The sequence below is a fragment of the Pseudonocardia sp. HH130630-07 genome (assembly GCF_001698125.1).
In the GTDB taxonomy this organism is placed as follows: Bacteria; Actinomycetota; Actinomycetes; order Mycobacteriales; family Pseudonocardiaceae; genus Pseudonocardia.
The window spans coordinates 937,319-949,613 of record NZ_CP013854.1 but is presented as its reverse complement, the minus strand read 5'-3'; the positions used below and the strand labels follow the sequence as shown (position 1 = coordinate 949,613).

Annotated in this window: 12 protein-coding genes; 7 read left to right on the top strand and 5 right to left on the bottom strand. The window is 74.3% G+C overall.

Translation table 11 applies throughout. From position 1 onward, the window contains the following. Positions 1-7: 7 nt before the first annotated feature. Positions 8-733: a sulfite exporter TauE/SafE family protein gene (locus AFB00_RS04625; protein WP_156819371.1), complete on the bottom strand. Its 726-nt coding sequence runs from the start codon at positions 731-733 to the stop codon at positions 8-10. A gap of 332 nt (positions 734-1,065) precedes the next feature. On the opposite strand from AFB00_RS04625, the gene AFB00_RS04620 reads away from it, so the two are divergent. The 5 genes from AFB00_RS04620 to AFB00_RS04600 all read left to right on the top strand — a co-directional run bounded on the left by AFB00_RS04620 (position 1,066) and on the right by AFB00_RS04600 (position 5,604). Then, positions 1,066-1,428, top strand: a complete 363-nt coding sequence (locus AFB00_RS04620; RefSeq protein ID WP_068796194.1) for a YidH family protein — start codon at positions 1,066-1,068, stop codon at positions 1,426-1,428. Continuing rightward, positions 1,425-1,748: a DUF202 domain-containing protein gene (locus tag AFB00_RS04615; protein WP_068796193.1), complete on the top strand. Its 324-nt coding sequence runs from the start codon at positions 1,425-1,427 to the stop codon at positions 1,746-1,748. The genes AFB00_RS04620 and AFB00_RS04615 overlap by 4 nt, the downstream gene beginning before the upstream one ends. A 120-nt stretch (positions 1,749-1,868) precedes the next feature. Then, positions 1,869-3,347 carry an aldehyde dehydrogenase family protein gene (locus AFB00_RS04610; RefSeq protein WP_068796192.1) on the top strand — a complete coding sequence of 493 codons (1,479 nt, stop codon included), beginning with the start codon at positions 1,869-1,871 and terminating at the stop codon, positions 3,345-3,347. 134 nt (positions 3,348-3,481) lie between these two features. Continuing rightward, a complete protein-coding gene (locus AFB00_RS04605) occupies positions 3,482-5,266 on the top strand; it encodes a 3-hydroxyacyl-CoA dehydrogenase family protein (RefSeq protein WP_068796191.1) in 1,785 nt (594 codons plus the stop codon). A 23-nt stretch (positions 5,267-5,289) separates the two neighbouring features. Continuing rightward, the gene (locus AFB00_RS04600; protein WP_068796190.1) at positions 5,290-5,604 is read left to right on the top strand and encodes a hypothetical protein; all 315 of its coding nucleotides are present in this window, start codon (positions 5,290-5,292) and stop codon (positions 5,602-5,604) included. Positions 5,605-5,620: 16 nt separating this feature from the next. Here AFB00_RS04600 and AFB00_RS04595 read toward each other — a convergent pair whose 3' ends face one another. The 3 genes from AFB00_RS04595 to mce form a co-directional block, all read right to left on the bottom strand. Beyond that, positions 5,621-6,904 carry a hypothetical protein gene (locus tag AFB00_RS04595; protein ID WP_068796189.1) on the bottom strand — a complete coding sequence of 428 codons (1,284 nt, stop codon included), beginning with the start codon at positions 6,902-6,904 and terminating at the stop codon, positions 5,621-5,623. Positions 6,905-7,036: 132 nt separating this feature from the next. Continuing rightward, the gene (ccrA, locus tag AFB00_RS04590) at positions 7,037-8,368 is read right to left on the bottom strand and encodes a crotonyl-CoA carboxylase/reductase (protein WP_068796188.1); all 1,332 of its coding nucleotides are present in this window, start codon (positions 8,366-8,368) and stop codon (positions 7,037-7,039) included. Between the two features lie 160 nt (positions 8,369-8,528). After that, positions 8,529-8,996: a methylmalonyl-CoA epimerase gene (gene mce / locus AFB00_RS04585; RefSeq protein WP_068796187.1), complete on the bottom strand. Its 468-nt coding sequence runs from the start codon at positions 8,994-8,996 to the stop codon at positions 8,529-8,531. A gap of 140 nt (positions 8,997-9,136) precedes the next feature. On the opposite strand from mce, the gene AFB00_RS04580 reads away from it, so the two are divergent. Together AFB00_RS04580 and meaB are read left to right on the top strand one after the other, a co-directional pair. Further along, complete coding sequence (locus AFB00_RS04580; protein WP_068796186.1) at positions 9,137-10,324, top strand: acetyl-CoA C-acetyltransferase; 1,188 nt, start codon at positions 9,137-9,139, stop codon at positions 10,322-10,324. 42 nt (positions 10,325-10,366) lie between these two features. Beyond that, complete coding sequence (gene meaB / locus AFB00_RS04575) at positions 10,367-11,323, top strand: methylmalonyl Co-A mutase-associated GTPase MeaB (protein WP_068796185.1); 957 nt, start codon at positions 10,367-10,369, stop codon at positions 11,321-11,323. 22 nt (positions 11,324-11,345) lie between these two features. On the opposite strand, the gene AFB00_RS32930 is transcribed toward meaB, so the two are convergent. Continuing rightward, the gene (locus AFB00_RS32930) at positions 11,346-12,293 is read right to left on the bottom strand and encodes a helix-turn-helix domain-containing protein (protein WP_068796184.1); all 948 of its coding nucleotides are present in this window, start codon (positions 12,291-12,293) and stop codon (positions 11,346-11,348) included. Positions 12,294-12,295 lie beyond the last annotated feature (2 nt).

The window sequence follows — 12,295 nt, the reverse complement described above, 5'->3', positions numbered from 1 at the left end:
CCCGGCGTCAGGACAGGATCGTCGCGATGCCGGACGCGATGACCAGCAGCTTGACGATCGTCGCGAAGGTCGCGGCCGGTACCCGGCTGGTGAGCAGCCCGCCCAGTCGGTTGCCGACCAGCGCCGCGACCACGAGCACCGGCAGTACGGGCCACAGCACCCCGGCCGGGATCCGGTGCTGCGCGCCGAGCAGCGCCAGCGAGACCGCGTTCGTGACCAGCGCGTACCCGGCGAAGTCCGCGACGAACGCGGTCGGGGTGAGCCGGCAGCGGTCGAGCAGGACGGCGACCGGGGGCCCGTTCAGCGACGTCGTGGTCGACAGGAAGCCGCCGAGGAGCCCGGTCGCCGCGGTGGCCGGAGTGCCCGGCCGCGTGGAGATCCGGCGCCCGCCCAGCAGCAGCACCAGACCGGCGATCGTGACGACCACCCCCGTGCCGATCCGGAGGGCCTGCTCGTCCAGCCTGCCCAGCACCGCCACCCCGGCCACGGCGCCCGGGACCGAGCCGGCGGCCAGGAGCAGCACCCGTCGGCGGTCCACCTGGCCGCGCAGCCGGATCAGCACACCGATCCGGGTCACCAGGGTCGCGGTCAGGTTGACCACCACCACCTCCGGCACGCCGAACCCGAGGAACAGCAACGCCGGGGTGGAGACGAGGGACGCGGCGAAGCCGGTCATCCCGCCGATCGTCGACGCCACGAACAGCGCCACGGCGCCGATCGCCAGCTGCTCCACCTGATCCCGCCCCGTTCCGTTCGCTCGTCTGCCCGTGACCCGTGACCCGTGACCCGTGACCCGTGACCCGTGACCCGTGACTTGTCGCCGTCGTCCCGTGCCCGGGCGGCGCGTCGCGGGGCCGCGCGGTCGTACCGGCGGGTCGAGTGGTGCCGAGTGGCCCACGGATCCCGGCGAGCCAGGGGACCACGAGCCGCGGCCGGTGGTGCCGGGCGGGTCGGCACCGCACGGAGCGGGTCCGCGGGTGCGGACGGGGCGGGGAGCAGGAGGTGCGGGCGGGGCCGGGAGCAGGCGGGTGCGGGCGGGTGCAGGCGGGCGCGGACACTGGGGCCGTGACCGCCCGCCGTTTCCCCGCCCGGCTGTACGACCGCGGGACCGAGCCCGATCCCCGGTTCACCCTGGCCAACGAGCGGACCTACCTGGCGTGGATCCGGACCGCCGTCGCGTTGCTGGCGGCGGGGGTGGCACTGGAGGCGCTCGACGTCCCGGCCCAGGCGGGGCTGCGCAGTGCCGCGTCGCTGGTGCTCCTCGGTGGCGGGATCCTGCTGCCGCTCTCGGCGTGGCGGAGCTGGTTCGTGACCGAGCGCGCGTTGCGGGCGGGCCGGCCGTTGCCGTCGTCGGGGCCGGGGGTCCCGCTCGCGGTGCTGGTCGGGGTGGTGGGGGTCCTGCTGGTGCTCGGAACGGTCCTCGGGTGACGTCGTTCGATCCCGGTCTGCAGCCGGAGCGGACCGCGCTCGCCTGGCGCCGGACCGGGATCTCGCTGGCGGCGGCGTCACTCGTCGCGGCCAGGGTGACCGCGCCGGCCGCGGGGGTCACGGGCGTCGTGCTGTGCCTGGTGGCCTTCCTCATCTGTGCGGTGGTGGTCCTCGGGAGCCAGCGCCGGTACCGGCGGGTGGCCGGGGCGCTGCAGGTCGACGGGTCCCGGCTGCCGACCGGGGGCGGCACCGTGAGCCTGGTGACGGTGGCTGTCGTGCTCCTCGGCGTCGCCGCGGCGGTGGCGGTGCTCGCCGGCTGAACGCGGCCCCGCGGGGCCAGCGCGGGCCCGGTCGGACCGGGGCGCCCGGTCTACCCTGACCGCGTGAGTGCCGTCACTGCAGACACCTCCGGTGCCCCCTCCGACAACGAGGGCGAGAGCATGACCTTCGCCTCGCTCTCCCCGCGCACCGGCGCCGAGCTGGCCCGCTACCCGGTACACGACGGCGAGCACGTGCGCGCCGCCGTCCGCGCCGCGGGCGAGGCCGCGGTGTGGTGGGACGGTCTCGGCTTCGCCGGGCGCCGTACCCGGCTCCTGGCCTGGAAGAAGGTGCTGGCCGGGCAGCTGGACCGGGTCGCCAGGGTGGTGGCCGACGAGACCGGCAAGCCGTTCGACGACGCCCGGCTCGAGGTCGTGCTCGCGATCGACCACCTGGACTGGGCGACCACGCACGCGAAGAAGGTGCTCGGCCGCCGCTCGGTCCCGCCCGGTCTGCTGATGGCCAACCAGGCGGCGTCGGTCGCCTACCGGCCGCTCGGCGTCGTCGGGGTGATCGGGCCGTGGAACTATCCGATCTTCACCCCGATGGGGTCGATCGCCTACGCGCTCGCCGCGGGCAACACGGTCGTCTTCAAGCCGTCCGAGCTGACCCCCGGGGTCGGGCACGAGATCGCCCGGACGCTCGCCGAGGCGGTCCCCGAGGTCAGGCGCTACCCGCTGCTGGGCGTCGTCACCGGTTTCGGGGCGACCGGGGCGGATCTGTGCCGGGCCCCGGGCGTCGGCAAGATCGCCTTCACCGGGTCGGCCGGGACCGGGCGCCGGGTGATGGGGGCGTGCGCGGAGAACCTGGTCCCGGTGCTCATGGAGTGCGGCGGCAAGGACCCGCTGATCGTCGACGCCGACGCCGATCTCGACGCCGCCGCGGACGCCGCCGTCTGGGGCGGGATGTCCAACGCCGGCCAGACCTGTGTGGGCGTCGAGCGCGTCTACGTCGTGGAGTCGGTCGCCGGCCGGTTCCTGGAGAAGGTGCGGGCGCTCGCGTCCAAGCTGCAGGTCGGCTCGGCCGCCCGCGAGGGCGACCTCGGTCCGATGACGATGCCGTCCCAGACCGGGATCGTCCGCAGGCACGTCACCGACGCGCTCGACCGCGGCGGACGGGCGATCGTCGGCGGTGCGGAGTCGGTCCCGGACGAGGGCGGCGCCGTGTCCCCGGTGGTGATCGCCGACGTCCCGGAGGACTCGGTCGCGGTCACCGAGGAGACCTTCGGACCGCTGCTCGTGGTCAACCGGGTGCCCGACGTCGACGAGGCGGTCCGGCGGGCCAACGCCACCGGCTACGGGCTCGGCGCCACGGTGTTCTCGGCGAAGCGCGGTCAGCAGATCGCGGACCGGCTGCGCTGCGGGATGGTGTCGATCAACGGCGTCATCTCCTTCGCCGGGATCCCCGCGCTGCCGTTCGGCGGGGTGGGCGAGTCCGGGTTCGGCCGGATCCACGGCCCCGACGGGCTGCGCGAGTTCACCCGGTCGCAGGCGATCGCCCGCGCCCGGTTCCCGATGCCGATCGCGGTCACCTCGTTCCGGCGGACCGCGAAGGTCATGCAGACGCTGGTCGGCGTCGTGCGGGCGCGGCACGGCCGGTAGGCCCGGCCTGATCCGACGACCAGGGCCGTCCCGTTCCGATGGGGTGGCCCTGGTCGCATGTTACCCAGTGGTAGCCGGTCCGATGGCAGGATCCGGCCGAGAACGACAGAGTCGTCGGACTGGGAGGTTCCACCGTGGCACGCGAGTTCCGCACGGTCGGTGTGGTCGGTCTGGGCACCATGGGCGCCGGCATCGTCGAGGTCGTCGCCCGCACCGGGATCGAGGTCGTCGCCGTCGAGGTGGACGCGACGGCGGGTGAGCGCGGCCGCGAGCACCTGGCCGCGTCGACCGGGCGCGCGATCGAGCGCGGCAAGCTCACCCGTGAGCAGGCCGACGAGCTGCTCGGCCGGATCACCGTCACCACCTCGGTGTCCGACCTGGCCGGGGCCCAGCTCGTGATCGAGGCGATCCCGGAGAGCCTGGCGGCGAAGGCCGAGGTGCTCGCCGCCGTGGACGCCGTGGTGGGGGAGGACGCGATCCTCTGCTCGAACACCTCGTCGCTGTCGGTCACCGAGCTGGCCGTGCGCACGACGCGGCCCGGCAAGGTCGTCGGGATGCACTTCTTCAACCCGGCCCCGGTGCAGAAGCTGGTCGAGGTGGTGCGCACCGTCGTCACCGAGCCGGACGTGATCGACGACGTGCAGGCCTTCGCCCAGGCGATCGGGAAGGTGCCGGTGGTGATCGGCGACCGGGCCGGTTTCATCGCGAACGCGCTGCTGTTCGGCTACCTCAACCACGCCGCGAAGATGTACGCCGAGCGGTACGCCAGCCGCGAGGACCTCGATGCCGCCATGCGGTACGGCTGCGGCTACCCGATGGGCCCGCTGGCCCTGCTCGACCTGATCGGCCTGGACACCGCCTACGAGATCCTCGAGACGATGTACGGCGAGTCGCGCAACCTGCTGCACGCGCCGAACCCGGTGTTCAAGCAGATGATCACCGCGGGGCTGCTCGGCCGGAAGGCGGGGCGCGGCTTCTACACCTACTCCGCGCCGCACAGCTCGACCGTGGTCGACGACGGGGAGACCCCGGCCTCGGCGGTGCCGGACGGCGTCACGCTGCGCGAGGTGGGCAAGGTCGGCGTGGTCGGCACCGGGACCATGGCGTCGGGGATCGTCGAGGTGTTCGCCAAGGCGGGGTACGACGTCGTCGTCCGCGGCCGCAGCGCGTCCAAGGCCGAGGGCTCGGTCGCGACGGTGCGCCGGTCACTGGACAAGGCGGTCGCCCGCGGCCGGCTCGACGAGGCCGGCCGGGACGCGGTCCTGGGCCGGATCACCGCGACCACCCGGCTGGAGGACATGGCCGATGTCGACCTGGTCGTCGAGGCCGTCGCGGAGGAACTGGACGTGAAGCGGGCGATGTTCGGCGCGCTCGACGACATCTGCAAGCCCGGCGCGATCCTCGCCACCACGACGTCGTCGCTGCCGGTCGTGGAGTGCGCGGCCGCCACCCGCCGCCCCGGAGACGTCGTCGGGATGCACTTCTTCAACCCGGCGCCGGTGATGAAGCTGGTCGAGATCGTCTCGACGATCGGCACCTCGCGCGACGTCGCCGCCACCGTCCTGGGGGTGACGCAGAACCTGAAGAAGGTGCCGGTCAGCTGCGGCGACCGGGCCGGGTTCATCGTCAACGCGCTGCTGTTCCCGTACCTCAACGACGCGGTCAAGATGCTGGAGGCGCACTACGCGACCGCCGACGACATCGACGCCGCCATGAAGACCGGCTGCGCACTGCCGATGGGCCCGTTCGAGCTGCTCGACGTCGTCGGCCTCGACGTCTCGCTGGCGATCGAGCGGTCGCTCTACGCCGAGTTCCGCCAGTCCGGGTTCGCTCCGGCGCCGTTGCTGGAGCACCTGGTGACCGCGGGCCGGCTCGGTCGCAAGACCGGGCACGGCTTCCGGGACTACACGCGAGCCTGACGGCCGGCTGGGACACTGGCCGCATGGCCCGCGGACGCACCAGACGGCCCCGCCCCACCGAACGGGGACGGGGCCGTCCGGTCGCGACCCCGCTCGGCAGCGGCATGACGACGTCGCGGGAGACCGGCAGCGACGGCGAGTGGAACGTACGCCGGGTGCCCGGCGGCGCGTCGGTGAAGAACTACCGCTGCCCGGGGTGCGACCAGCTGCTGCCCTCGGGCACCCCGCACGTGGTGACCTGGCCCGCCGACGAGACCGGCGGTGTCGAGGACCGCAGGCACTGGCACCTGCCCTGCTGGAACGCCCGGGACCGGCGCCGGGCCGGTTTCCGCCGGTAGCCCCGGACGGCGAACCTCAGCGGGACCGGGCGGTGTGCCGGGTACGGCCGTAGGCACCCCGCCGCGGCGTCGGTGACGGGCGGTCGGCGGCGGTGTCCGCCCCGGACGGATTCGTGGCGCCCGGAAGCCCGGTGCCATCGCCGTCGGTCCCGGGGATGGGACTCCCCGGTTCCGGGGTGCCGCCGGAGCCGGCTGCCCGTTCCGGCTGCCCGGTGCCGTCGCCGATCCCGGCCGGGTGGGCGGAGTCGGTCGGGTGCCCCTCCGGCGCCCCGGTCGCGGCACCGGTGCCGTGGCTCCCGGTGCCGGTGCCGGTGCCGGTGTCGGTGCCGGGCCCGGTGCTGTCGGTGCCATGGCCCTCGGCGTCGGCGACGGCGTCGGCGAGGCCCACGGCCTCGGCGTCGATCAGCGCGCGGGTGGCGTGCAGCTGCCCGGCCACCCGGCGGCGCAGGTCGGTGAGCTCGTCGACGCGCCGGCGCGCCCGGCCGGTGGTCTCCTCGGCGTCGGCACGGGCCTCGGCGCGGATCGCCTCGGCCTCGGCCGCGGCCTCGGTGTGCGCCTGCCGGATCTTCTCGTCGGCCTCCGCACGCCGCCGGGCGATCTCGTCGGTCAGCGCGTGCCGCTCGGCGAGCAGCGCAGTGAGCGCCTCGGTCCGCCGCTGGTCCATCGCGATCCGGAAGTCGTGCTCGACCTGCTCGCGGTTCTCCCGGGCCTCGGTGTCGGCCCGGGCGATCCGCTCGGTGACCGCGCGTTCCCGCTCGGCCAGCGCGCGCTCGGTCGTCGACCGCAGCTCGGCCAGGTCGGACTCGATCCGTTCCCGCTTGAGGTCCAGCTCCCGGTCCCGGTCCAGTGCGGCGCGCTCCAGGTCCGTCCGCTGCACCTCCAGCCCGGCGGCGAGCTGGTCGGTCCGGGTCTGGGCAGCGGTGATGACCTCGTAGGCATGGTCGTCCGCCTGCTGGCGCCGCTCGGCGATCTCCCGGTCGGCCTTGGCGTGCATCTCGGCGACCTCGTCCTCGGCGAGGCGGAGCATCGACCGCAGCCGCTCGCTCATGCCCTGGACGCTCTGCGGCGGCCCGGCGAGCCGGTTCACCTGCTGCTGCATCGCCTCGGTACGGGTGCGGGCGTCGTCGAGCTCGCGGCTCAGCCGGGTGTTCTGGGCGACGGCCGCGTCCCGGTCCGCCGCCAGCATCCGCACCTCGGCGTCGAGCCGGCGCAGGTGACTGTCGACCTGGGCCTGCTCGTAGCCCCGCCGGGCGATCGAGAAACCGGTCCGGGGTACGGGTACGTCGTGGTCGCCGGCCATGGGCTCACCGTACCGGCGGCGGCGTTGCCCGGCCGTGAGTTCCCCGCCCCGCGTCGCGGTGCTCACCCTGGTGTGGACAGGTGGCGTCCCGGTGTGCGACAGGGCCCGGGACGGGCGGCGGGGGCACCGGGCTCAGACCCCGCGGAACCGGTTGATCCCGGCCAGGTGCCGCTCGCGCTTCTCCGGGTTCGCGACGCCGAGGCCCTCCTCCGGGGCCAGCGCGAGCACCCCGACCTTGCCCTGGTGGACGTTGCGGTGGACGTCGTGCGCGGCCTGCCCGGTCTCGTCCAGCGGGTACACCCGGGACAGCGTGGGGTGGATCATGCCCTTCGCCACGAGCCGGTTGGCCTCGTAGGCCTCGCGGTAGTTCGCGAAGTGCGAGCCGACGATCCGCTTGAGGTTCATCCACAGGTAACGGTTGTCGAACTCGTGCATGTAGCCCGACGTCGACGCGCAGGTGACGATCTGGCCACCCTTGCGGGTGACGTAGACCGACGCGCCGAAGGTCTCCCGGCCCGGGTGCTCGAACACGATGTCCGGGTCCTCGCCGCCGGTCAGCTCCCGGATCCGGGCCCCGAAGCGCTTCCACTCGCTCGGGTCCTGGGTCTGCGGGTCGGACCAGAACCGGTAGCCCTCGGCGTTGCGGTCGATCACGAGCTCGGCGCCCATGTCCCGGCAGATCTGCGCCTTCTCCGCCGAGGACACCACGCACACCGGTGTGGCCCCGCCGTTGAGCGCGAACTGGGTGGCGTAGGAGCCGAGGCCGCCGGAGGCTCCCCAGATCAGCACGACGTCGCCCTGCTTCATGTCGGCCCCGTTGCGCGACACGAGCTGCCGGTAGGCGGTGGAGTTGACCAGGCCGGGGGACGCGGCCTCCTCCCAGGTGAGGTGGTCCGGCTTGGGCATCAGCTGGTTCGACTTCACCAGGGCCAGCTCCGCGAGCCCGCCGAAGTTGGTCTCGAAGCCCCAGATCCGCTGCTCCGGGTCCATCATCGTGTCCGAGTGCCCGTCCGGGCTCTCCAGCTCGACCGACAGGCAGTGCGCGACGACCTGGTCGCCGGCCTTCCAGGCGTTGACCCCGGGGCCGGTCCGGACGACGACGCCGGCCAGGTCCGAGCCCACGACGTGGTACGGGAGGTCGTGCCGGGCGGTGAGCGGGGAGAGCCGGCCGTAGCGGCGCAGGAAGCTGAACGTGGAGACCGGCTCGAAGATCGACGTCCACACGGTGTTGTAGTTGATGGCGCTGGCCATGACGGCGACCAGTGCCTCGCCCGGGCCCAGTTCGGGGACCGCGACGTCGTCGACCCGCAGGCTCTTGCGCGGATCCTTCTCCGCCGTGCTCAGGCCCGCGAACATGTCGGCGTCGGCGGCCCGGACGGTGACGGCCCGGTAGTGCTCGGGCACGTCCAGGCCGCCGACGTCGGCGAACTGACCGGCGAGGATGGCGTCGCGGATGTCCTTCACTGCTGGCCTCCGATGGCGACGTTGCTCAGGGAGTGTGCTTGCTTGGGATACCGTAAGTTACCGCGTAGTATGTATACCGCAGATGTGCGGTGGAAGAGATACCCCGAACAGGCTTCGTGAGCCAGGACACCGGACGCACGTACTGACCTTCCGGTGCGGCTCAGTGCGCCGCGGACGCCCCGGACGCGGGTTCGACCAGCTCGACGAGCACCCCACCGGCGTCCTTCGGGTGGACGAAGTTGACCCGGGAGTCCGAGGTGCCCCGGCGCGGGGCGTCGTAGAGCAGGCGCAGGCCCTTGGCGCGCAGGGCGTCCGCCGCGGCGACGACGTCGGTCACCCGGTAGGCCACCTGCTGCAGCCCCGGGCCGTTGCGGCCGATGAAGGTCGCGATGGTGGAGTTCTCGTCCAGCGGGGCGAGGAGCTGGACCTTGGTCGCCCCGGGGTCCTCACCCGGAGCGCCGAGCATCGCCTCGCGCACCCCCTGCTCGGTGTTGGTCTCGGTGTGCACCGCCACCAGGCCGAGGTTCTCGGCGTACCAGCGGATGGCCTCGTCGAGGTCGGGCACGGCGATGCCGACGTGGTCCACGGCCACGACCAGCGGCGACAGGGCGTCATCGGATGTCGTCATGAGGACAGAAGGTACCGTCGCTACCGGCCGGTAGCGGGATGTGCAGCTGGTCACCCCCCGCCGTTCGGAGCGGTCGCCGGCCGCCGTGGCGTGGGTATGGTGCTTGTCGCCACCTGCCAACGGAGCTCGCTGGAGGACCCGTGTCCGGAACCGTCATCGTCGCGGGAGCACGCACCCCGATGGGCCGCCTGCTCGGTTCGCTGAAGGGGTTCTCCGGGGCCCAGCTCGGCGGGATCGCCATCAAGGCCGCGCTGGAACGCGCGGGCGTCGCCCCGGAGCAGGTCGAGTACACGATCATGGGCCAGGTGCTGACGGCCGGGGCCGGCCAGATCCCGGCGCGGCAGGCCGCCGTCGCCGCCGGTATCCCGATGGACGTCCCGGCCCTGACGATCAACAAGGTCTGCCTGTCCGGGGTCGACGCGATCGCGCTCGCCGACCAGCTGATCCGCGCCGGTGAGTTCGACGTCGTCGTCGCCGGTGGGCAGGAGTCGATGACCCAGGCGCCGCACCTGCTCACCAAGTCCCGCGAGGGGACCAAGTTCGGTGACGCCACGCTCACCGACCACATGTCCCTCGACGGCCTGTTCTGCGCGTTCGACCAGGTGGCGATGGGTGCCTCGACCGAGAAGTACAACGAGCGCTACGGGCTGACCCGCGCCGAGCAGGACGCCTTCTCCGCCCGCTCGCACCAGAACGCCGCCCGCGCCGCCACCGACGGCACCTTCGAGCAGGAGATCACCCCGGTCGAGATCCCGCAGCGCAAGGGCGACCCCGTCATCTTCGCCACCGACGAGGGCGTCCGCGGGGACACCACGACCGAGAGCCTCGCCAAGCTGAAGCCCGCCTTCGCCGCCGACGGCACCATCACCGCCGGCTCGGCCTCGCAGATCTCCGACGGCGCCGCCGCGGTGGTCGTGATGAGCCGGGCGAAAGCCGAGGAGCTCGGGCTGGAGTGGATCGCCGAGATCGGCGCGCACGGCGTGGTCGCCGGGCCGGACGCCTCGCTGCACGAGCAGCCGGCGAACGCGATCGCCAGGGCCTGCGCGAAGGAGGGCATCGAGCCCGCCGACCTGGATCTCGTCGAGATCAACGAGGCGTTCGCCGCGGTCGGCGTCGTCTCCACCCGGACCCTGGGCATCGACGAGGACAAGGTCAACGTCGACGGCGGCGCCATCGCGCTGGGCCATCCGATCGGGATGTCCGGTGCCCGGATCGCGCTGCACCTCGCGCTGGCGCTCAAGGCCCGCGGCGGCGGTGTCGGCGCGGCCGCGCTGTGCGGTGGCGGCGGCCAGGGCGACGCGCTGATCATCCGCGTGCCGAAGTCCTGACCCACGCCGGTCCCGGCTGGTCGTCGGGGGTTGGAGGAACCCGTGGCCGGAGCACCGGACCCGGTCGAGCTCGTGCGGCGGGCACGGGCCGGCGAGCAGCTCGCCGTGGCCCGGTTGATCTCGATGGTGGAGAACGCCGGTGGGCGGCTGCGCGAGGTGTCCGCCGCGCTGGCCCCGCACACCGGCCGCGCGCACGTCGTCGGGCTGACCGGGTCGCCGGGTGTCGGGAAGTCGACCTCGACGTCGGCCCTGGTCACCGAGCTGCGGGCGCGTGGCCGACGGGTCGGGGTGCTCGCGGTGGACCCGTCCTCGCCGTTCAGCGGCGGTGCGTTGCTCGGCGACCGGGTCCGGATGGGTGAGCACACCGGCGACGACGGCGTGTTCATCCGGTCGATGGCCACCCGCGGCCATCTCGGCGGGCTGTCCTGGGCCACGCCGCAGGCGCTGCGCGTGCTCGACGCCGCCGGGTGCGACGTGATCCTGGTCGAGACGGTCGGCGTCGGCCAGTCCGAGGTGGAGGTCGTCGGCCTGGCCGACAGCACCGTCGTGCTGCTCGCGCCCGGCATGGGGGACGGGGTGCAGGCCGCCAAGGCGGGGATCCTGGAGATCGGCGACGTGTTCGTGGTGAACAAGGCGGACCGCGACGGGGCCCGCCGGACGGTGCGCGAGCTGCGGAACATGCTGCACCTGCGCGACGCCGGGCCCGACGACTGGCGGCCGCCGGTGCTGTCCACGGTCGCGGCGCGCGCCGAGGGGATCGACGGGCTCGCCGACACCCTCGACGAGCACCTGACCTGGTCGGAGAAGTCCGGCGAGCGGGACCGCCGCCGGCGCGAGCGGGTGCGCCGCGAGATCGAGGCGATCGGCATGGAGCAGGTGCGCTCCCGGATGGAGCAGCTGCGCGGCGGCGCGGTGCTCGACGCGCTGACCGGCCGGGTGCTGGCCGGCCGGCTCGACCCGTGGGCCGCGGCCGACGAGCTGCTGGAGCGGTCCGGCTGAGCGGTCCGGGCGCCGCGGCCACTCACGGGGGCAGTTCCCGCAGCCGGGCGACGACCCGGGCCGATCCGCCGCGCAGGGCCAGGCTCCCCGCCCGGGCCGCGGCCTCGGTCGCCCTCTCCGGACGCCCGGCCTCGGTCGCCGCACGTGCCTCCCGCAGCGCCGCCTCGGCCCGGTCCCGCAGCGAGGGACCCTCGGCCTCGTGGAGCAGGTCGGCCACCACCGCGGCCGGCGGGTGTTGCAGGTCGGCCGCGAGCGGGCCGCCCGGGACGCCGATCTCGGCCGCCAGCCGCCACCTGCGGTGCTCGGCGGCGGTGGCCAGGTCGTCGCGCCCCGCACGCCGGGCCGCCGTGGCGGCCGTGGTGTAGGAGCGCCAGGCGAGGTCCGGGTCGTCCCGGTCGCGCTCCTGGTCGCCGGCGAGCAGTGCGGCGCGGGCGAGCAGATCGGCCAGCCGGGTGCCGATCGCCGGGTCGAGGCAGTGGCCGAGCAGGTCGCCGAGCTGGTCGACCTGGGCGCGCACCGCCGCGTGCGCCGCCGCCGTGCCGAGCCGGTGGTCGAGTGCGGCGGTGGCGCGGAGCTGGCGGTGCAGCAGCTCCGCCGCCTGCGCGTCGACCGCGGACGACCGGGCCAGCGCGGCCCGGAGCCGGTCGGCGCCACCTGCGGCGGCCGGAGCGGGGGGCGGCTCCAGGCCCAGCTCGGCGGCCGGGACGCCGTACAGCCGGGAGAGCAGGGCGCGGTGCTCGGGTGCCGGGGTCGCGTGCCCGTTCTCCCAGCGGGACAGCTGGGTCTTCAGGCTGCCCGCACGCGGGGCGGCGCCGGCCGGATCCGCCGCCCCGGCCGCGAGCCCGGCCAGTTCCCGGGCGGCCTGCGACTGCGACCAGCCGCGCCCGAGCCGGGCCGCGCGCAACGGGGACCGGTCGGCCCGGTCGGCCCGGTCTGCGCGGACCGGGTGCGGTGCGGGTTCGTCCTCCACGG